Annotated in this window: 19 protein-coding genes; 10 read left to right on the top strand and 9 right to left on the bottom strand. The window is 72.3% G+C overall.

From position 1 onward, the window contains the following. Positions 1–221: 221 nt before the first annotated feature. Positions 222–596 carry a hypothetical protein gene (locus AB0C59_RS19550; protein WP_363006145.1) on the bottom strand — a complete coding sequence of 125 codons (375 nt, stop codon included), beginning with the start codon at positions 594–596 and terminating at the stop codon, positions 222–224. Between the two features lie 234 nt (positions 597–830). Here AB0C59_RS19550 and AB0C59_RS19545 point away from each other — a divergent pair, with 234 nt between their 5' ends. After that, positions 831–1,664 (top strand): ribonuclease BN, encoded by an 834-nt coding sequence (locus AB0C59_RS19545; RefSeq protein ID WP_363006143.1) that lies wholly within the window; start codon positions 831–833, stop codon positions 1,662–1,664. A 92-nt stretch (positions 1,665–1,756) separates the two neighbouring features. Here AB0C59_RS19545 and AB0C59_RS19540 read toward each other — a convergent pair whose 3' ends face one another. From AB0C59_RS19540 to AB0C59_RS19525, 4 genes are all read right to left on the bottom strand, one after another. After that, a complete protein-coding gene (locus AB0C59_RS19540) occupies positions 1,757–4,102 on the bottom strand; it encodes an FtsX-like permease family protein (RefSeq protein WP_363006141.1) in 2,346 nt (781 codons plus the stop codon). Next, the gene (locus AB0C59_RS19535; RefSeq protein WP_363006139.1) at positions 4,099–4,791 is read right to left on the bottom strand and encodes an ABC transporter ATP-binding protein; all 693 of its coding nucleotides are present in this window, start codon (positions 4,789–4,791) and stop codon (positions 4,099–4,101) included. The genes AB0C59_RS19540 and AB0C59_RS19535 overlap by 4 nt, the downstream gene beginning before the upstream one ends. After that, positions 4,788–5,312 carry a PadR family transcriptional regulator gene (locus AB0C59_RS19530; RefSeq protein ID WP_363006137.1) on the bottom strand — a complete coding sequence of 175 codons (525 nt, stop codon included), beginning with the start codon at positions 5,310–5,312 and terminating at the stop codon, positions 4,788–4,790. The genes AB0C59_RS19535 and AB0C59_RS19530 overlap by 4 nt, the downstream gene beginning before the upstream one ends. A 105-nt stretch (positions 5,313–5,417) precedes the next feature. After that, a complete protein-coding gene (locus AB0C59_RS19525; RefSeq protein WP_363006372.1) occupies positions 5,418–6,569 on the bottom strand; it encodes a low temperature requirement protein A in 1,152 nt (383 codons plus the stop codon). Positions 6,570–6,939: 370 nt separating this feature from the next. On the opposite strand from AB0C59_RS19525, the gene tgmA reads away from it, so the two are divergent. Genes tgmA through AB0C59_RS19510 form a run of 3 tightly spaced genes read left to right on the top strand, consistent with a single transcriptional unit; the run spans position 6,940 to position 8,965 of the window. Continuing rightward, entirely contained in the window at positions 6,940–7,131 is a 192-nt protein-coding gene (gene tgmA / locus AB0C59_RS19520) for a putative ATP-grasp-modified RiPP (RefSeq protein ID WP_363006370.1), read from the top strand. 16 nt (positions 7,132–7,147) lie between these two features. Then, the gene (gene tgmB / locus AB0C59_RS19515; RefSeq protein WP_363006135.1) at positions 7,148–8,098 is read left to right on the top strand and encodes an ATP-grasp ribosomal peptide maturase; all 951 of its coding nucleotides are present in this window, start codon (positions 7,148–7,150) and stop codon (positions 8,096–8,098) included. A gap of 51 nt (positions 8,099–8,149) precedes the next feature. Continuing rightward, positions 8,150–8,965, top strand: coding sequence for a Cof-type HAD-IIB family hydrolase (locus AB0C59_RS19510; RefSeq protein WP_363006133.1), 816 nt, complete (start codon positions 8,150–8,152; stop codon positions 8,963–8,965). 35 nt (positions 8,966–9,000) lie between these two features. Here AB0C59_RS19510 and AB0C59_RS19505 read toward each other — a convergent pair whose 3' ends face one another. Beyond that, positions 9,001–9,990 (bottom strand): aldo/keto reductase, encoded by a 990-nt coding sequence (locus tag AB0C59_RS19505; protein WP_363006131.1) that lies wholly within the window; start codon positions 9,988–9,990, stop codon positions 9,001–9,003. Positions 9,991–10,454: 464 nt separating this feature from the next. Between AB0C59_RS19505 and AB0C59_RS19500 the strand changes: the two genes are divergently transcribed. The 3 genes from AB0C59_RS19500 to AB0C59_RS19490 all read left to right on the top strand — a co-directional run bounded on the left by AB0C59_RS19500 (position 10,455) and on the right by AB0C59_RS19490 (position 11,992). Next, a complete protein-coding gene (locus AB0C59_RS19500) occupies positions 10,455–11,126 on the top strand; it encodes a hypothetical protein (protein WP_363006129.1) in 672 nt (223 codons plus the stop codon). Positions 11,127–11,293: 167 nt separating this feature from the next. Further along, a complete protein-coding gene (locus tag AB0C59_RS19495) occupies positions 11,294–11,710 on the top strand; it encodes a hypothetical protein (protein WP_363006127.1) in 417 nt (138 codons plus the stop codon). A 108-nt stretch (positions 11,711–11,818) separates the two neighbouring features. Beyond that, entirely contained in the window at positions 11,819–11,992 is a 174-nt protein-coding gene (locus AB0C59_RS19490) for a CsbD family protein (protein ID WP_363006125.1), read from the top strand. An 87-nt stretch (positions 11,993–12,079) separates the two neighbouring features. Here the strand turns inward: AB0C59_RS19490 and AB0C59_RS19485 are convergent, their stop codons facing one another. Beyond that, positions 12,080–13,141: an NAD(+)/NADH kinase gene (locus tag AB0C59_RS19485; RefSeq protein WP_363006123.1), complete on the bottom strand. Its 1,062-nt coding sequence runs from the start codon at positions 13,139–13,141 to the stop codon at positions 12,080–12,082. Between the two features lie 57 nt (positions 13,142–13,198). Beyond that, complete coding sequence (locus AB0C59_RS19480) at positions 13,199–16,054, bottom strand: SpoIIE family protein phosphatase (RefSeq protein WP_363006121.1); 2,856 nt, start codon at positions 16,052–16,054, stop codon at positions 13,199–13,201. 458 nt (positions 16,055–16,512) lie between these two features. Between AB0C59_RS19480 and AB0C59_RS19475 the strand changes: the two genes are divergently transcribed. Together AB0C59_RS19475 and AB0C59_RS19470 are read left to right on the top strand one after the other, a co-directional pair. Next, positions 16,513–17,505, top strand: a complete 993-nt coding sequence (locus AB0C59_RS19475) for a CorA family divalent cation transporter (protein WP_363006119.1) — start codon at positions 16,513–16,515, stop codon at positions 17,503–17,505. A gap of 184 nt (positions 17,506–17,689) precedes the next feature. Continuing rightward, positions 17,690–17,857 carry a hypothetical protein gene (locus tag AB0C59_RS19470; protein ID WP_363006117.1) on the top strand — a complete coding sequence of 56 codons (168 nt, stop codon included), beginning with the start codon at positions 17,690–17,692 and terminating at the stop codon, positions 17,855–17,857. Positions 17,858–17,883: 26 nt separating this feature from the next. On the opposite strand, the gene AB0C59_RS19465 is transcribed toward AB0C59_RS19470, so the two are convergent. After that, positions 17,884–18,723 carry a hypothetical protein gene (locus tag AB0C59_RS19465; protein ID WP_363006115.1) on the bottom strand — a complete coding sequence of 280 codons (840 nt, stop codon included), beginning with the start codon at positions 18,721–18,723 and terminating at the stop codon, positions 17,884–17,886. Between the two features lie 224 nt (positions 18,724–18,947). Here AB0C59_RS19465 and AB0C59_RS19460 point away from each other — a divergent pair, with 224 nt between their 5' ends. Continuing rightward, entirely contained in the window at positions 18,948–19,451 is a 504-nt protein-coding gene (locus AB0C59_RS19460; RefSeq protein ID WP_363006113.1) for a universal stress protein, read from the top strand. Positions 19,452–19,587 lie beyond the last annotated feature (136 nt).

Below are 19,587 nucleotides of genomic sequence, written 5' to 3'. Positions count from 1 at the left end.
GTGTATCGCTCGCTCCCTGCCGCGTTCGACGGGCTGTTCGGGGGCGCGGCGGCCCCTGCGCGTCGCCGCGTCCGGTGTTGCGGACCGATCCTCGCGGCTCCCACCCCGCACGCCCAAGGGGATTGGCCGGAGATGGATGTGGCCAGATCTCCAGGTGCCCAGATCCCCAGATGAAGAGTTCTTCAACTTGTGGGCGTGCGGAGGCGTGAGTGAGCCGCCTGCTACACCTCCAGCTCGGCCTCGATCCGCTTGAGCTGGTGGCGGGCCATGGCCAGGTTGGACTTCGCCCTGTCCAGGGCGAGGTAGAGGAAGAGGCCGTTGCCGCTGCGGCTCCTGAGGGGCCGGATGATGTGGTACTGGTCGCTGAGCGTGATGAGCATGTCCTCGACCTGCCCGTCGAGGCCGAGGTGCTCCATGGTGCGGGCCTTGGCCCGGATCACATCGGTGTTGCCCGCCGCGGCGATCGTCAGGTCGAGATCCTTGCCTCCCCCCAGGGTGCCGAGCGCCATGCCACTGGTGTAGTCGACCAGGGCGGCCCCCAGCGCGCCGTCGATCGAGGTCATCGTCTCCTTGAGGGAAACTTCCACATTCGCCACAGTCGCGTCTCCTCCTGCTCCGGTTCCCTGCACGGCACGGGCGTTCTCCGTCCGGCCGGTGACCCGGACCTTATGCACGGCGCCCGACGGAGATCCGGGATGTTCCGAGACTGATCACCGCAGCCCCGAAACGCCGCCTCTCGCGACTCTTTCGATCACTCATGTGATCACTCACGTACGCCGAATGATCGCGTCCGGGTTTCGCCGGCTCACGGGCCGGGAACCGAGGGACCCATGACGGGTTCCTCAGGCCCGCCCCAGGACGAACGCCCCGCCCACCACCGGCTGCGTGCCCGCTGGCACGGATCGGCCGCGGGACGGCTGTGGCAGCACGGCACCGAGATGGAGCTGCTGCACCGCTCCATGGGCCTGGCCGCCCTGGCCCTGGTCACGCTCGCCCCGGTGCTGATCGTGATCGCCGCCGCCTCCCCCTTCCAGCATCGCGGCTTCGCCTCGTGGGTCATCGACGGGATGAGCCTGTCGGGACATCCCGCCGTCGTCGTCCGGAACCTGTTCGCCGCGCCGCGCAACGTCCTCAGCGCGACCGGTGTCTTCAGCGTGCTCGCCCTCGCGCTGTTCGGGCTCACGTTCGCCTCGAGCGTGCAGACGGGCTACGAGAGGGTCTGGGACCTGCCCGCGGGGCGGTGGCACTCCGTGTGGCGCCGGGCCGTGTGGCTGGCGGGTCTGACGGCCTACCTGTTCGCCGAGGTGCAGAGCGGCACCCTCCTGGGCGACGGAACGGTCGAGTCCGCCGTCCGCATCACCCTGACCGTGTTCTTCGGCATCCTCTTCTTCTGGTGGGGCCAGCACTTCCTGCTCGGAAGCCGCGTCGACTGGCACGCGCTGCTGCCCGGGGCGGTGGCCACCATGCTGGGTCTCGTGGGCCTGCGCTGGTTCTCCTACCAGGTGTTCTCGCCGCTCATCGTGAACAACGCGGTGACCTACGGCGCCATGGGCACCGTCCTGGTCGTGCAGTCCTGGCTCATCGGGGTCGGCTTCGTGGTGTTCGGGGGCCCGCTGCTGGGCCGGCACATCCACGACGCCCACGCCCGACGGGAGCGGCGCTGAGCCGTCGCCCCGGCGTCAGGACGCGGCCGTGGGCTCCCCCCGACCGGCTGACAGGCCGACGGGAGGAGCCCACTTCACGGGACGGCTCGGGGCTACTCCGTGCGCAGGCCCTCGGGGCGCATCATGCGCAGCAGCGGCGGCAGGCTGAGCAGCGTGACCACGCCGACCACGGCCGCGCCCACACCGGTCATGGTGAGCACGCTCGCCCAGTCCATGGTCACCGGTGTACCGCTCATCTTCAGCAGGACCGCGCCCAGGGTGACGCCGATCGTCGTGGCGAGGACGAGGCCGAGTCCGACGGGCAGGCCCGTCTGCCACAGCACGGACAGGCTGAGCGTGCGGCGCCGGGTGCCGAAGGCGACCAGCGCGGAGAGCAGCTTCCTGCGCTCGCGCAGCTGTTCCAGCTGGGAGACCAGCAGGCTCGCGCCGATCAGTACCAGCACGAAGGCGGAGCCGACGAGCAGGCCGGTCCGGATGGAGGCGTACTTCGCGTCCTCCTGGGTCGCCGTCCAGCCGTAGATCTGCGCCAGGGGGTCGACGCGGGCGACGGCGTTGCGCACGTACTCCCGCGAGTCCGGCACGGACGGGTCCAGACGCACGTAGACGCCGTCCGAGGCGATCGCGGGTGCGGCCCTGTCGGGCAGGGCGGCGGGGGTGACCAGCAGGCTGTTGTAGTTCGGCAGTGAGTCCGTGCGTGCGTCCACCACCCGGAGGTTCGCCGGGACGGTCCAGGGCACTTCGAGGCCACGCGCGGCGCCGTCCTGCGACGGCTGGAGGTAGAGCAGCCGGCCGGGCTTCACCAGGGCGATCTCGGCGGCGTTGTCGGGGTCGGCGTAGCCTGCCCTCGTTCGCGTGACGAACACGTCGCCGTCCTTGCAGGAGGGCAGCGTGGCGACCTCGCGCAGGGCGTCGCAGTCGCCCACGGTCGCGCCGTTGCCGTTCTTCGGGTTGCGGCGCGCGTCTCCGTACTCCACGCGGGCGAGGGCCACCGCGGCCCGCACCCCCTTGGTGCCGGTCAGGGCACCCGCGACGCCGGACAGCGGCCTGGGGTCGCTGAAGTCGACCTGCATCTGGACCCGCTCGGGGTTCTTGCCGGTGGACTTGGTGTACTGGCTCTGCGTTCCCGTGAACAGCATCTGCAGGGCGATGGCCCCGGCCACGGCGACGGCGATGCCGTTGACCATGCGGGCGGCCGTGCCGCTGCTCAGCTGCAGCCGTCGTACCGCCAGCTGCCAGGACACGGAGCCCTTGCCGAGTCGGACGACGGCCGCTTCCACGACCCAGGGCAGCAGGGCGGTGATGCCGATCAGCAGGAGGAGCACGCCGCCGATGACGAGGTACTGGTTGAAGTCCCCGTTCTTGTGGCCCTGCCCGACCATCGGGTAGAGCATCGCGAGGCCGGCCAGCGGCGGCAGCAGCCGCCACCACAGCCTGCGGCGGCGCTGTCTGGCCGCGCGCACGACGCCGAGGGGTTCCACCACCACGCCGCGCATCGCGAGGAGCGTGACCAGCACGGCCGCGACCGGGACCGTGACCGCGACCAGCGCGGCGAGCCCGGGAGAGGGGTCGAGGTAGCTGGGCCAGACGCTCACGCCCAGTATTTCCACGGTGCCGAGGGTCTGGCGTCCGAGCAGGAAGAAGCCGGTGCCCACGACCAGGCCGAGCACGGCTCCGGCGAGTGCCTCGCCCGCCGCGATCCGGCGGGTCATGTTGCGGTCCGAGCCGACCAGGCGCAGCGCGGCCAGTCGACGGTCGCGGCGTTCGCCGCCGAAGCGGACGGCGGCCGCGATGAACACGGCGACCGGCGTCAGCAGCACCACGAACACGACCAGGACCATCATGATCAGTACCGGGTCGGTCTTCCCCGGCTGAACGTCCGGTTTGGCGTACCTGCTCAGCCGCGTCACCGAGGAGAGCCCGGTGGCCTTCATTCCCGAGGCGCCCGCGTAGTAGGCCAGTTCGTGCGAGCCGATGAGCCCGCTCTCGCCGATCGTGCCGGTGATCCGGTACGGCAGCCGCTCCCGCAGCAGCTTCGCGTCGGCCGATTCCAGCAGGTCCCTGAGCGCCGGGGAGACGACCATCTCGCCCTTGGCCGGGAAGCTGTCGACTCCGGGGGGCAGCGGCGCCGCCTCGCCCTCCGGTTCGAGGAGCCGGCCGCGGATGTCGTCGTCGTGCCAGGTGGTGTCGGTGTGGGCCACCAGGAAGGTGTTGTCGGCCTTCGCCGGGGGCTTGTCCGCGTACGCGTAGTCGTAGCGGGAGTTCTCCACCTCGCCGCGGGCGGCGAACACGTGGGGGATCGCGGTGCACAGCAGGAGCAGGGCGACGCCGAGGCCGACGCCGACCGCCGTCAGCGTCATCCGGAGCCAGCCCTCGCGCCCGCCGCAGACGGCGAACCGGGCTCCCATGGCCAGGTCCTCGGCCCACTTGCGCGGGGTCATATGGCGCGCTCCATGTCCCGGGTGCGGCCGTCGCGCACGACGATCTCGCGGTCGGAGTAGGCGGCCACCCGTGCCTCGTGGGTGACCAGGACGACGGCGGCGTTGGTGGAGCGCGCCGCGTCGGTGAGCAGCTCCATCACCCGCTCGCCGTTGTAGGAGTCGAGCGCGCCGGTCGGCTCGTCCGCGAACACCACCCGCGGTCCGGTGACGAGCGCACGGGCCACGGCGACCCGCTGGCCCTGGCCGCCGGAGACCTCGCCCGGCCGCTTGCCCTTCAGGTCGTCGACCTCCAGCCGCTCCATCCAGCCGAGCGCGGTCCGCTCCGCCTCCTTGCGGGAGGTGCCGTTCAACCGCAGCGGCAGCGCGACGTTCTCCACACAGGTCAGCTCCGGCACCAACTGCCCGAACTGGAACACGAACCCGAACTCGGAGCGGCGCAACGCGCTGCGCCGGGCGTCGCTCGCCCTCGCCATCTCCTGCCCGTTGTAGGTGATCGACCCGGAGTCGGGCGGCACGATGCCCGCGAGGCAGTGCAGCAGCGTCGACTTGCCGGACCCGGACGGGCCCATGACGGCGACGACCTCGCCGGGGTGGATGGAGAACTCGGCGCCGTCCAGCGCGTGCGTCGGCCCGTACGCCTTGCGCAGGTCGTGCGCGGTGAGCAGGGAACCGGAAGGAGGGATCGTCATCGGGCCACAGCCTCACGGAGCTTGTCGAGTCGGGCGGCGGTCAGCTCCAGCCAGCGCAGGTCCGCCTCCAGGTGGAACAGGGCGTGGTCGCAGACCAGCTGGTCCGCCAGATCACCCCTGCGCTTGCGATCGGTCAGGATGCGCATGCTGCGCAGGTGCTCCGAGCGCTGGGTGTCGAGGATCTCGGTGGCGTCGCGACGGGTCAGGAGGGCGAGGACGACCTTGGTGTAGAGGGTCGACTGGAGGTACTCCTCCGGCTTCTCCGGGGACGCGAGCCACCGCTCCACATCGGTGATGCCGGCGTCGGTGATCGCGTAGCGCTTGCGCTCGGGGCCGCCGCCGGTCTCGATGCCGTCGACCTCGACGAGGCCGTTCTTCAGCAGCCGGGACATCGTCGAGTAGACCTGGCCGTAGTGGAGCGGCCGGTCGTGGCCGAATTTCTCGTCGAAGGCCCGCTTGAGGTCGTAACCGTGTCGCGGGCCGGACTCCAGGAGTCCCAGAAGGGTGTGACCGATGGACATGGCCTTACTCTACACACCGTGTATACCCGGCATGTATACACCGAGTGTGCAGGTCATGGCGGGGTGTACGACCGCGCAGGTGAGCAGGGGTGCGAGGCCCGACGATCACGGTTTCGACACGAGCCGCGCCCGGGGTGCGGCGGCCAGGGCCAGGGACACGCCCACGCCGAGTGCCGCGGCGAGCCCGGCGCACAGCACCGCCCATCTCCCCGCGAACGTGCAGGCGAGGATCGCGGCCGCGGTCAGCGGCAGGACCGCCTGCCGCCCGGCGGACGGCTTGTGGTGGCGGGCGTGCAGCAGCCAGGTGAAGAGGACGAAGCCCGCCGTGGGCACGGTGACCGCCAGCGCGCCGCCCGTGGTGCCGATGGGGGCCAGGCCGGTGACCTGCTCGATGGCCACCTGCAGACCCGCGCCGATGGCGGCCGCCAGGGAGAAGACGAGGTAGTGGCCGTAGCCCCACAGGAAGGCGCGCCGGCTCGAACTGAGGTGTTCGTGGATGGGCACGACGAAGTAGATCCAGTAGGCGCAGAACACGATCAGCAGCCCGCCCGCCGCGATGGGCAGCAGCTCCGTCGAGCCGCCCCGGTCCAGGGCCCGCTGCACCGCCGCGGTGGCCGCGGCGATCGTCTCGCCGAGGACGATCAAGGTGAACAGGCCGTAGCGTTCGGCGATGTGGTGGGGATGCCACGGGGTGGGGCCGCTGCGCTCGGCGAGCACCGGCACGGCGAGTTCCGCCGCCACGAGCACCAGGAACACCCACAGTTGGGCGTCGCCGCGCGGCAGGAGGCCGAACGCCACCCAGCCGCTCTGCACCAGGACGACACCGCCGGCGTAGCGCAGGGCGGTGGTGCGGGCGCCGCCCCGCTCACCGCGGGCCGCCCGCAGCCACTGGGTGGTCAGCGCCAGTCGCATGACGACATAGCCGACCACGACGATCGAGTAGTCGGCGGTGTCGAAGGCGCGCGGCACCCCGGCCGCCAGGATGAGCACGCCCGCGATCTGCACCAGCGTGGTGACCCGGTAGGGCACGTCGTCGGTGTCGTACGCCGAGGCGAACCAGGTGAAGTTCATCCAGGCCCACCAGATGGCGAAGAAGATCATGGCGTACCCGGCGACGCCGTGCCCGGCCCGGCCCTCGGCCACGGCGTGCACCAGCCTGCCGCCGGCCTGGGCGACGGCCACCACGAAGCAGAGGTCGAACAGGAGCTCCAGCGGGGTGGCGACGCGGTGCGGTTGGGCCGGATCGCGCCGGACCATCGTGCGCAGCCAGTCCCCGGCCCGGACACCGCCGCCCGTGGCGTCCGTGGGTTCGCTCATGGTCTTCGCTCCCTTCACGCGGCGGCGCCCTGCCGCAGCGGGTGACCCTACCGGCGTCGGGCGCGCGGGATCCGCGAAGCCCCGGCACGCGTCACGGGCGGCGGAGTGCGCCCGGCCGCGGGTCCGGCGGGGCCGCCGGGGCGGAAGAGGCGAGGGCGGCCCACCGTGACACACCGTGAGGCAACCATTCACTCGTTCGATTCGTATAACTCCGTGGGAACCCCTGGAAGGACCGCGCCCGGCAGTTGGGTGTCAACTGCGGAGCGTGACCATCCGCTTGCTCGAAAGAAGCTCCGAACAAGGAGAGACCATGCGGCCGTTCGCACTCAACTACGCTCGCCGTGCTGAGGATTCGAATGTCAGCACTCCGTACAGCTACGATTCCGGACTGCAGTTGAACGTGCTCGCGGATGGCCGGATCGCCGCCCATGCATACGCGGTGTTGCGGGACTGGGCGGCCACGACCTCCACCGCCGGGTCGAAGACCCACTTCGACGACTGAACGCGGACCGCCGAAGATGACCGTGCTGATCCTTACGTGTCAACAGGATGTGACGGCCGACATGGTCGTCGCGGAACTGAACGGGGCCGGTGTCCCGCTGCTCCGGCTCGACCCGGCGGACTTCCCCGGGGGCATCGCCCTGTCGGGCGAGTACGCCGACGGAGCCTTCGAGGGGCACCTGCGGGTCGGTGACAGACGGGTGAGCACCCGGGAGGTGCGGTCCGTCTGGGTGCGCAGGCCCGGCGACCCCGGCTCGTCGGCCGCCGAACCCTCGGCCTGGCTGACCGAGGAGTCCTCGCAGGCTCTCTACGGGATGCTGGACGCCACCGGCACCCGCTGGATGAACCGTCCCGACGCGGCGCGCCGGGCCCGCCGCAAGCCCTGGCAGCTGCGGGTGGCCCAGCACAGCGGCCTGCCCGTGCCGGCCACCCTGATCACCACCGTCCCCGGAGCCGCCCGGGACTTCGCCGCACGCTTCGGGGACCTGGTGGTCAAGCCCGTCTCCGGCACCCACCCCACCGATCCCCCGATGGCGGTGCCCACCACCCGGATCGCCCCGGACACCGACTTCTCCGCGGTCGCGTTCGGGCCCACGCTGCTCCAGCGGCGGATCGCCAAGAGCGCCGACATCCGCCTCACCGCCGTGGGCGACCGGCTGCTGGCCGCCCGCAAACCGGCCGTCCCGGACGCCGAGGACGTGGACGTCCGGTTCGCGCCCTCCACCGGCCCCTGGCGCCCGGTCACCACCCCGCCCCGTGTCGCCGAGGCCGTGCGCGCCTATCTGCGCCAGGCCGAACTCGCCTACGGGGCCTTCGACTTCGCCGAGGACGCGGACGGGGTGTGGTGGTTCCTCGAATGCAACCAGTCGGGCCAGTTCGGGTTCGTGGAACTGGACACGGGCCAGCCGATCGCCCGGGCCCTGGCCGAGTGGCTGGCGCGCGAGGACGCGGGCCCGGCGACGAGGTGAGTCCCTGAGGTGCGCGGCGCGCCGGGCCGCGGCGGGGGCTACGATGCCGCGGTGCCCACGCGCCCGCCCAGGCTGATCGCCACCGACCTCGACGGCACGCTGCTGCGCCGGGACGGCACCGTCTCCCCGCGCACCCTGCGCGCACTGCGCACCGCGGTGGCCGCGGGCGCGGACGTCGTCGTCGTCACCGCGCGCCCGCCGCGCCACGTGGACGCGATCGCGGCCCGCACGGGGCTCGGCGGATCGGCGATCTGCAGCAACGGAGCGCTGGTCTACGATCTCGGGTCCCGGAGGGTCGTCCGCTCCCGTCCGCTCACCGTGTCCGCCGCCCGCGCGGTCGCCACCGCCCTGGCGGGGGCCGTCCCGGGCATCGGCTTCGCGGTGGAGGCGGGGCTCGTCGTCCACTACGAACCGTCCTACCGGATACGGCACTCCCCCGGCGGGGAGGCCGAACGCGCCGTGCCGCGCCTGGCCGACCTGTGGACGCTCGACTCCCCCATCGTGAAGCTCCTGGCCCACTCCGCCGAGCACGAGGCCGAGTTCCTGCTCGCGCTCGCGCGGCGCGATGCCGCGGGCCACGCGCACTTCACCCATTCGGGAGGCCGCGGACTGCTGGAGATCAGCGCGCCCGGGGTGACCAAGGCCGACACGCTCGCCGCGTTGTGCGCGTCCCGGGGGCTGACCGCCGAGGACGTGGTGGCCTTCGGGGACATGCCGAACGACCTGGCCGTTCTGCGGTGGGCGGGGTCCGGCTACGCCATGGCCAACGCCCACCCCTCGGTGCGTGCCGCGGTGCGGCACCACACCGTGTCCAACGAGGAGGACGGGGTGGCCGTGGTGCTGGAGCGGCTCTTCCGCGACCGCTGACCCACCCCGTCACCCCGTCACACCCCGTCGGCGGGTCAGCGGTTCACGGACCGCATGCCGGCCTCGTCGTAGCGCTGCCCGGCGACGTCGGGGAGTTCGGCCTCGATCGTCGCGAGGTCGTCCTTGGTCAGTTCGACGTCCGCCGCGGCGGCGTTCTGCTCCAGGTAGGAGCGCCGCTTGGTGCCCGGGATGGGGACCAGGTCCTCCCCCTGCGCCAGCACCCAGGCGAGGGCGAGCTGCGCCGGCGTCACGCCCTTGTGGGCCGCCAGTTCCTTCACCTTCTCGGCCAGACGCAGGTTCGCGGTGAGGTTGTCCCCGGTGAACCGCGGGCCGCCACGCCGGAAGTCGCCCTCGTCGAGGTCGTCCGGGGAGGCGAAGCGGCCCGCGAGGAACCCGCGTCCCAGGGGCGAGTAGGGCACGAACCCGATGCCCAGCTCACGGCAGGTGGGCAGGACCTCGGCCTCGACGTCGCGCGACCACATCGAGTACTCGCTCTGGACCGCCGTGATCGGATGGACGGCGTGGGCGCGGCGGATCGTGTCCGCCCCCGCCTCGCTCAGGCCGATGTACCGCACCTTGCCCTCCGCGACCAGTTCCGCGAGCGCGCCGACGGTCTCCTCGATCGGTACGTCCGGGTCGACGCGGTGCTGGTAGTACAGGTCCACGTGGTCGGTGCCCAGCCGCTTGAGCGAGCCGTGGATGGAGTCGCGCACATGGTCCGCGGAGCCGTCCTGGCGCCCGATGGAGCCCATGTCGCCGGGGACGGCGTCGTCCATGCGGTAGTTGAACTTCGTCGCGATCACGTACTCGTCGCGGTGCCCCTTCACCGCCTGGCCGATCAGCGTCTCGTTGGTGAGCGGCCCGTAGAGCTGGGCGGTGTCGAGGAAGTCGACGCCCAGTTCCAGGGCGCGCCGGATGGTCCTGACGCCCTCCTCCTGATCGGTGGTGCCGTAGAAGGCGGACATTCCCATGCATCCGAGACCGATGGCCGAAACCTCCAGGTCCCGCAGCCTGCGCTTGTTCATAGTCGTCCCAGCCCTTTCCCGTGTCGGTGTCGTCCGGTCGACGGCGCGCCTGCCCGTGGACGTGGAAGGAACGCTAGGACTTCGTGTGCGCTCGAAGTCAAGGCGACCCCGTCCCGGACCCCGGAGGCGGGCCGGGCCACCCGGACGGACCAGAGAGCGCGCGCCGATTCCGGTGTTCCGCCCGGGGGACGGGTCCGGGCCGCCGCGCGGGCGCCGGCGGCGAATCGCGTGGTGGGCGCCCCGGCCCCGCGCGCGGCGCCCGCGCGGGGCCGTGCCGGGCACCGCACGGCGGGCACCGGGCCGCCGGGCGATCTCGGGCCGGTTCGCACACGCTGGGCAGGGATCCCGCCGCAGCCTCACCCAGGGTGCCGGGCTCCACCGGCCCGTCTCCGGCCGGTCACTCAGCCGTACGCGGTGGCCCGGACCCCGAGGTCACCACGGACGCCACACGAGGAAGTACGGCAATGACAGTGACGACGCACGCCCTCATCCCTGCGCTCCAGGACGCCCGGGACACCCACGCCGCGGTCATCGACAGGTTCCGGATGGACATGGCCGTCACCCCCGCCGGCCCGCACCGCCGGGCGATGCAGCGCCACCTGGCCCGTACCCAGGGCCACATGGCCCGCATCGACGACCATGTACGGGCCGTGCGGCCGCGCCGTCTGGCGGGCGACGCCGCCGCCATCGCGCGCACCCTCGCGGCGGGTGCCATCCGCGCCGCGCATCTGCCCATCGAGGTCTGCGCCCTGCTCGCCGCCGGGGTGCTGCTGGGCGGGCGGCCGGCCGACACGCGCCATCTGCTGCTCCTGATCGAGGGCGAGTACGCGGCCACCGCCCACGCCCTGGCGGCCTGCCGGGTCGGCGAGAACGTCGCCGCCCTCGCCGACGACGAGCGGGCCATGGAATTGCTCGGCGCGCTGCGCCGCCAGGACGAGGAGCTTCTGGACACCCTGGAGGCCGGCCTGGACGAGCTCGCCAGGGCGCTGGTCGACACGGTCCCCCGGGACGTGCCCCGGACCACGGCGCGGATGTCCGTGGTACCCGGCGACCGGCCCTGGCCCGGACCGGTGACGCCGGCGGCGTGGCCCGGGTCCCTGGGCATGGCCGGGAACGGGACGGACACCACGGGCTGAGCGCGGCTTTGCTCCGTATCGGTACCGGTCGGGTGAGCCTGCGCCATACAAGTGGTGCATCCCCCGGCAGGGCCGTAACGTCGTCACGGAATCCCTCGGCGAGGGCACGGACCGGAGCACGTCGACCGGGAGCGGATATGCGCAGTCGTACGGTCAGTACAGCGGTCATGACCTGTGCCGTCCCGGCGCTGGTCGCGGCGACGGGAACGGCGTCCGCCGCCCCGGCCCCCGTACCGGCGACGCGCGCGCGTCCCGTGGTCGTCGACTGCATGTGGCATCCGCAGGTGCGACCGGGCGACTTCCTGATCGCCTGCGGCGACGGCAACTCCCGTCTGGTCTCGCTCAGCTGGTCGCACTGGGGGTCGACCTCGGCCGAGGCCCGGGGCGTGAACGTGGTGAACGACTGCAAGCCCTACTGCGCGGCGGGCACGTTCCGCTCGTACCCGGTCATCGTGCGGCTCGACCACCCCGCGCCGTGGAAGAAGCATCCTCAGACGCGGCACTACACCCGGATGAGCCTCGTCTACCCGCAGGGCAGGCCGGAGGGGTTCGGCCCGGTCGTGAACTATCCGCTGTGGGACTGATCCGGGACTGATCCCGCGAGGCGATGTGGCGCGACGAGGTTTACGCGGCGCGCATTGGATCACCCGGTTCTGTGACGCTGAAGCCTAGTGCGAGTGGAGTGATCGACGGTGGCTGGAGACCAGAAGGCCAAGGCCAAGATGGAGCAGGCCCAGGGCAAGGCCAAGGAGACGGTCGGGCGTGCGGTCGGGAACGAGAAGATGACCGCCGAGGGCAAGGCCAAGAAGGCCAAGGGCGACATGCGGCAGGCCAAGGAGAAGGCGAAGGACACCTTCAAGGGCTGACGCGCGGAGCGCCGCACCACACTTCCAGCGGGGTCACCGTCCGATCGTGGACGGTGACCCCGCTGTCGTGCTTCGTCGTGCGCCGGCTCACGGGGGCGGGGGGAGCTGGAGATGGAGGTGGCGCAGGTCCTCGGGGAGGGGGCTGGTGGGGCGGAACATCGGCGCCGCCTGGCCGTCCGCCGCCGTCGCGGGGGCGTCGGTCAGGCGCATGCGGTCGCGCAGGCGGCCGTAGAAGTCGGCCGGGGAGAGTCTGACCAGGCGCAGCGGGCGTGGGGCCGCGAGGACGCCGATCCAGTCCCCCGGCTCCAGGATGCCGCGCGGCTGCCCGTCGACGCTGACCGCGGCGCGCCCCGAGTGGCGCAGCACGCGCAGGGCGATCGGCTCGTCCGCGTTGGCGATCACCGTGCGGTTGAAGGTCATGTGCGGGGCGACGGGGGTGAAGACGACCGCCCGCATCCGGGGCGAGAGGACCGGGCCGCCCGCGGCGAAGCTGTAGGCGGTCGAGCCCGTGGGGGTGGCCAGGATGACGCCGTCGGCCGAGTACGCGGCGAGCAGTCGGCCGGCGATGTACACGCCGACGCTGACCTGGCGGTCGCGGGCCAGTTTCTCCACCACGATGTCGTTCAGGGCGGTGACGTCCAGCGCGATGCCCCAGGAGTCGTCTCCGTCCGTGTCGGGCTGCGGCTGCGGGGGCGGCAGGGCCGGGCCGCGCCCGTAGCAGAGGATCTCCTCCTCCTCGGTGGGCATCTGCAGCAGCCGTGAGGAGCGCATCGTGAGCGTCATGCGTTCCTCGCACGCGGACTCCCCCGCGTGCACGGCGTCCAGTGCCCGTTCCACCTCGCCGACCGGTGTCTCGGTGAGGAAGCCGACCTTGCCGAGGTCGACGCCCAGGACCCGGACGTCCTTCTGGGCGGCGACGCGCGCGCCCCGCAGGAACGTGCCGTCCCCGCCGAGCGTCATGATGAGGTCGAGGGCGCCGGCCGCCCGTGCCTCCTCGCGGGCGTGGTGGCGGCTGCCCTGCCCCTTCCACACGTCGATGTCGACGCAGACGGCGTCGTGCCGCGCGCACCAGGCGCGCACGGTCGCGGCCCCGGCCACCGCCTCCGGGCGGCCTTGGTGCACGACGATTCCCATTCGGCTGATCGGCATGTCGACTCCCAGGGACTCCACCCATCGTCACAGCTGTGCGGGCCGCCTGCCACGGGATCACACCGGAGCCTGCGAGCCGCCGTGCTGTTCGTCCGGTGCCGTGTCCTCGGCGAGGGGCTCGCCCGGCCCGGACCCGTCGCAGGCGGCCTCCTCGGTGAGGGGCTCGTCGGCCAGGGCCGCCAGGGACTCGTCGCTGAGGGACCCGTCCTCGTCGGGCCGGACGAGGCCGAAGTCCCCCGGCGCCTCCGGCACGGACTGCTCGGCCCAGATCACCTTGCCCTGGGGTGTGTAGCGCGTTCCCCAGCGTTCGGTCATCTGGGACACCAGGAACAGTCCGCGGCCTCCCTCGTCCATCGTCGCCGCGTACCGCAGGTGCGGTGAGGTGCTGCTGCCGTCGGACACCTCGCAGGTCAGCGTGCGGTCCCGGATCAGCCGGACGTGGATGGGCTCGGAGCCGTAGCGGATGGCGTTGGTGATGAGCTCGCTCAGGACGAGTTCCATGCCGAAGCCGAGTTCGGCGATCCCCCACTCCTCCAGCTTGTCGGACAGGGCGAGGCGCATCCCCGAGACGGCGGCCGGATCCTGGGCGACGTCCCAGTCGGCCACATGGTCGGCGGGCAGTCCCCGGGTACGGGCGATGAGCAGGGCGACATCGTCCTTGGGGCGTGCGGGCAGCAGTTCGTCCAGCACGGCCTGGCAGCTCTCCTCCGGCGTCCTGTCGGGGTGCCCGGCCAGGGCCTCGCGCAGCATCTCCATGCCCACGTCCAGGTCGCGTCTGCGGTCCTCGATCAGGCCGTCGGTGTACAGGACGAGCTGGGCACCCTCGGCGATGTCGAGGTCGGCCGTCTGGAACGGCATGCCGCCCAGACCGAGCGGAGGCCCGGTCGGCAGGTCGGGGAAGGTGACGCTGCCGTCGGGGTGGACGAGCGCGGGCGCCAGATGCCCGGCCCGCGCCATGGTGCAGCGGCGCTCCACCGGGTCGTAGATCGCGTACAGGCAGGTGGCGCCCACCACCCCGGCCGGCTCGCCGCTCGCCTCGTCCTGGTCGATGCGGCCGACGAGGTCGTCCAGATGGCTCAGCAGTTCGTCGGGGGGCAGGTCGAGCGTGGCGAAGTTGTGGACCGCCGTACGCAGCCGTCCCATGGTGGCGGCGGCGTGGAGCCCGTGTCCGACCACGTCGCCGACGGCCAGCGCCACCCTGCTGCCCGGCAGCGGGATCACGTCGAACCAGTCCCCGCTGACGCCCGACTGCGCGGGAAGGTAGCGGTAGCCGACCTCGAGGGCGCTCTGCTCGGGCAGGGCTCTGGGCAGCAGGCTGCGCTGCAGGGTGACCGCGAGCGCGTGCTCGCGGGCGAACCTGCGGGCGTTGTCGATGCTGACGGCGGCGCGGGCCACCAGTTCCTCCGCGAGCGACAGCTCCTCCTCGTCGAAGGGCTCGTGCCGCTTGCCCCGCCAGAAGTTGGCCATGCCCAGCACCACGCCGCGGGCCTGGATCGGGGCCGCGATCAGGGAGTGGATGCCGTAGTCGATGATCTCCCTGGTGCGCTGGGGGTCCTGCGCGTGCCAGCCGGTGGCCGTCGACAGGTCGGTGACCAGGGAGGAGCGGCCGGTTCCGTAGGAGCGTGCCTGGGGCGTGGAGGGCAGGAAGTCGATCAGCCGCCCCTTCTCGTAGAGCGGGGCGTCGTCCCGGATCCCGCACACGGCCGTGCGCCGCATGTCGGTGGCCGTGGCGGCCGGCTCCTCGCCGTGCAGGACGGCGTCGGCCAGGTCCACGGTGACGAAGTCGGCGAAGCGCGGTACGGCCACCCGTGCCAGCTCGTCGGCGGTGCGTGCCACGTCCAGGGTGGTTCCGATGCGCAGGCCGGCGTCGTACAGCAGTTTGAGCCGTTCGCGGGCGACCTCCGCCCGCCCGGTGACGGCCTGGAGTTCGGTGGAGTCGCGCAGCGTGACCACCGTTCCCTTGGGGCCTCCGGCCTTGTCGGTGGGCCGCTGGTTGACCGCGAGCAGCCGCTCGCCGGAGAGATGCACCTCGTCGGTGGCTTCGCGGCCGGAGACGAGCAGGGCCGTGGTCTCGGGTTCGAGGGTCCCGAGGTCCTTCACGCGCCGCCCCTCGGCGTCCGCCGGGAGTTCCAGCAGCCTGCGGGCCTCGTCGTTGGCCAGCAGCAGCCGCCCGTCGCCGGACACGATGAGCACGCCCTCGCGCACGGAGTGCAGCACCGCGTCGTGGTGCTCGTACATACGGGTCATCTCGGCCGGGCCGAGGCTGTGGGTCTGGCGGCGCAGCCGTTTGCTCACGAGGGCGGTCACGCCGGTGGCCAGGGCGAGCGCGCCGGCGCCCGCGGCCAGGATGATCGGCAGCTGGCGGTCGACCTCGTGGGCCACGTTCTTGACCTTGAGGCCGGCGGAGACCAGCGCGATGACCTTGCCCTGGTCGTTCCTGACGGGGACGGTGGCCTGCACCTCCTCGCCCAGGGGGCCGTGGACGCTCTCGGTGTAGACCTTGCCGGCCAGGGAGGGGCCGATGGTGCCCACGAAGCGCTTTCCGATGCGGCTCGGAATGGGGTGCGTGTAGCGGATGCCCTTGGTGTTCATCACCACGATGAAGTCGACGCCGGCCGTCTTGCGCCCCTCCTCGGTGAGCGGTTGGAGCTCCTTGGACGGATCGGGGCTCTGGAGCGCCGACTGGAGGCCGGGAGCGTGCGCGAACGTCTGGGCGACGGCTATGGAGCGGCGCTTGGCCTCCTCGCCGGTGTCGCGTTCCGACTGCAGGACGAGGGCGAACACCGCGCAGAGCACAAGGAGGACCACGAGCGCCACCTGCAGGACGAACACCTGCCCGGCGACGCTTCGCGGGCTCTTGCCGGCGAGCGACCGCAACGGTATGCGTCTAAACCGGGCGAGAAGGTTCGCCATGGGATATTTCTAGCACTCGTGATCCTCGGGTGGCCATGGTCCGACCTGGCCAAGGATCTGCCCGCACGTCGTCCGCGGTCCTCACCAGACCGGTGCGGGGGTCCCCGCGCGGCCCGTCCGTGCCGAGCCCGAACGCGGTCCGCCCGCGCGGCGTACCGCCGGGCACTCCCGCCGCCGCGCCGTGTCCTCGTCCGCGGTCCGGGGGCCCGGGGCCGCCGTGCTCGTCCTCGGTCACACTTCGAGCCTAGGCCCTGTCATCGGGTTCCCGCCTGCTCCCGGGCGCCCCGCACTCGGTCCCCCGCCCCGCAGGTCCGGCCGCCGCGGACCGGACCCGCCCGCCGTGCGCGGCCCTCACCCGTTCGGGGTCCGCCACGCGGCGCGAAGGGCCCTGTGCGTGTGCGAGGCGCCCGGGAGCTGCGCAGGCTGGACGCAGCGCAGCCGATCCATGGTGAGGGGCGATGATCGTATCGGTCGTGACCATCCCGGACGGGGTCGTCGTTCCCATCGGGGTGTCCGAGGCGCGGGAGCGCCTCGCGGCGGCGTCCTGCCTGCTCGTCGACGTCGAGCTGCCCGAGGAGCCTCCACCCGGCGAGCGGCCGGTCGCCCACGAGCTCGGACTGCAGCCGGAGGAACTGGCATGGCTCGGCCGGGTGGGCGAGGCGGTGCGCGCGGACTATCTGGGCGACAGGGCCGGGTTCATCGCGCCGGTGATGGTGGAGGGCGACCGGGTCAGCCATGTCCATGTCTTCGTGACCGAGCGCTTTCTGGTCGCGGTGCACCGCGGACCGATCGGACTGCTGCGGAGCCTGGCCGCCCGGATGCCCCACGAACGCCCCGCCGACACGGTGGCGGTCCTGTTCCTCCTGCTCCAGGAGGCACTGGAGACCTTTCGCCGGACGGCGCTGCGGGCGCGGCTGTCCGTGGAGGACCTCGAGGACGCCATGTTCGAGCAGCGGCGCCCCGAGCAGGTCTACCGCCTGGCCCGGCTGCGGCGGCACGCGGCACTGCTGCACCACACCCTGCTGCCCTACCTCCAGGTGGTGGACGAGACCCTGACGCGGAGGATGATGAGCCGCAGCTTCCCGGAGGAGCGCAAGCAGCAGACCTACGCGTTCCAGCAGCAGGCGAGGCTGGTGCTGACGGACATCGAGTCCCTCCAGGACGCCACCCGCCGGGCTTTCACCAGCTACTCCTCGCTCGTGTCCGGTGAGCAGAACGGGGTGATCAACCGACTGGCCATCGTGTCCACGATCTTCCTGCCGCTGACGTTCATCACCGGGTTCTTCGGCATGAACTTCACCTTCATGACCGACGAGCTGGAGAGCAGGGCCGTCTTCTGGCTGCTCGCCGTGGGCTTTCAGGTGATCGTCCTGCTCATCGCCCTGTACGTGCTGCACCGCACGCGGCTGTGGCGCAAGCTGCGCGACGACAACGGCGGCGCCGAGCGGTGAGCCCGGCACCGCGCCCCGCGCGGAGGCGCGTCGCGGGGAAGGCGGGCGTAGAGTTGCCTCGTGGTCCTCGCGCGCGTGCTCGCCGCGCCCAGACCCACCTCGTCGCATGGCCCGAGAGCCGACCGGACACCGGCCATCACCAGCAGTCGTCATCCGCAGCAGCGCCCCAAGGATGTGGTTTCCCATGGCGCTCTTCCTGCTCGTGGTCCTCGCGGCGGTGGTGCTTGGCTTCGTCGGCCTGGTGCTGGCGGTCCCCCACTTCCTGGCCATCGCCATCGTGATCATCGTGGCCGACCTCCTTCTGTTCGGCCTGCACTGGGCTCGCGAGTCCGACCGGCACCCCGCACGCTGACGTCACGCCGCCGTCGCCTCACCGGCTCATCGCGGGGTGCTCATCTCCTCGCCCGTCGACGCCGCCGCGCCGGGGCGGGACAGCGGCTGCCCGCCGTGGGCCCGGGGCACCGGCACGGACACAGGTACGGTGCGGACCGCCCGCCGCCCGGCGGCGCGACGGGGCCTGGGCCACGGCAGCAGCAGCGCGATCCACCGACGCACCGCGGTCGAACGCCCGTGGAGCAGCCCGAGGACGATCGCCGCGCCGACCGCGATGAGATGTTCTCGGCCCGCGAGATTGGGCTCGACGATCGACTCCACGATCATCGAGCCCCCCGTGAGGGTGAACACGACGGGGGCGCGCCGGATGACCGACAGATAGGTGAACAGGCCCACGACCGCGGCGGACGGACCGGTGTCCAGCACCTGGCCGGTCTCGGGCGGAAGCCCGAATCCGAGCCAGCCCGGGCCCGCGGCGATCATCACCCGGACCGTCAGCGTGCCGGCCAGGGTGGTCGCGTACGACACGGCCAGCGTCCGTCCCCGGCCCAGCGCGAGTTCGGCGAGGGCGAACGCGAGGAACAGCTGGGTGATGCCCGCCCACACCGGGAGGTCCAGGGCGGGCACGTACAACGACACGGGGGTGCGCAGCAGCGCCAGCCACAGCGGCAGGTCGGCGGTGACGCCGCCCAGCAGCCGGACGACCACGACACCCGTCCGGTGCTGGGCGATCCCATGGAAGAAGACCACCCCGAACGAGGCGACGAAGGCCAGCGTGAGCGCGGGCAGCCCGCGCAGCAGCAGCTGCCGCGCCGGGTCGAGGACGATGCCCTGTAACTCTCCGCGCAGGGTGCGCGCGACCCACCTCGCGCACCGGACCAGCACGGCGACGGCGCACCGCGGCCGCGTGTCGCTCCCTGTCGGGCCGTGTCGTCTTTCCACCCCTTGGCGCAACTTCCCCCCAACGTCCCTAGAACACGCAATCGTATAGATCGCAATGCCCCTCGCGACAGGGCGGGTCCGCGCATGCCGCGCGGGTGCGGTGGGGGATGCTGCACCCGATCGCCGCGCACCGTCGGTGTCGCCGACCCGGAGAGCCGGAGCCGTCCATGAGCGTTGTCGTCTGGATCACCGAGGGCACCTGGCCCGCCTGCGTGGAGGCCGCGCTGGCCCGCGCCCGGCCGGACGAGGAGGTCGTCCTGCTCTTCGTCCACGACGACACGGTGGCCGAGACGGCACACGGGGCCTTCGCCGGGCTGCTCGGCCGCGGCCACCCCGAACGCGATCCGGGCGACCGGATCGAGGTGCTGTCCGAGTCGGCGGCGCGCGAGCTCCTGGACGCCGCCGCACGGCGTCTGGACCGTCCCGCCCGCCGGGTCCTGCGGCACGGGCGCCGGGAACGCGAGGTGGTCGAGGCCTGCGTGGACGCCGGACTGCTCGTGTGCGCGCGGGACGGCGACCGCTCCCGGCTGGGTCCGCACAGCCTCGGGCCCGCCACCCGTTTCGTGGTCGACCACGCGCCCTGTCCGGTCCTCCTGGTCTGGCCGGGCGAGGCCCCGCCGGCCGACCTGCCGCCTCCCCCGCCCCGTCCCGCACCGGGTCCGCACCACTGAACAGGCCTGCCCCCAAAAGCACCTGGGGCCCCGGCCGCCGTCGCCGGCGGGGGCGCGGCCCCCGGGGCGCAGACCACCCACAAGACGGGAAGAGTGGGGGGAGGGGTGATGAGATGTTGTGAGTTGTTGATAAGAT

Source organism: Streptomyces sp. NPDC048664 (assembly GCF_040650555.1).
GTDB lineage: Bacteria > Actinomycetota > Actinomycetes > Streptomycetales > Streptomycetaceae > Streptomyces.
This window is presented reverse-complemented; position numbering and strand designations above follow the sequence as displayed.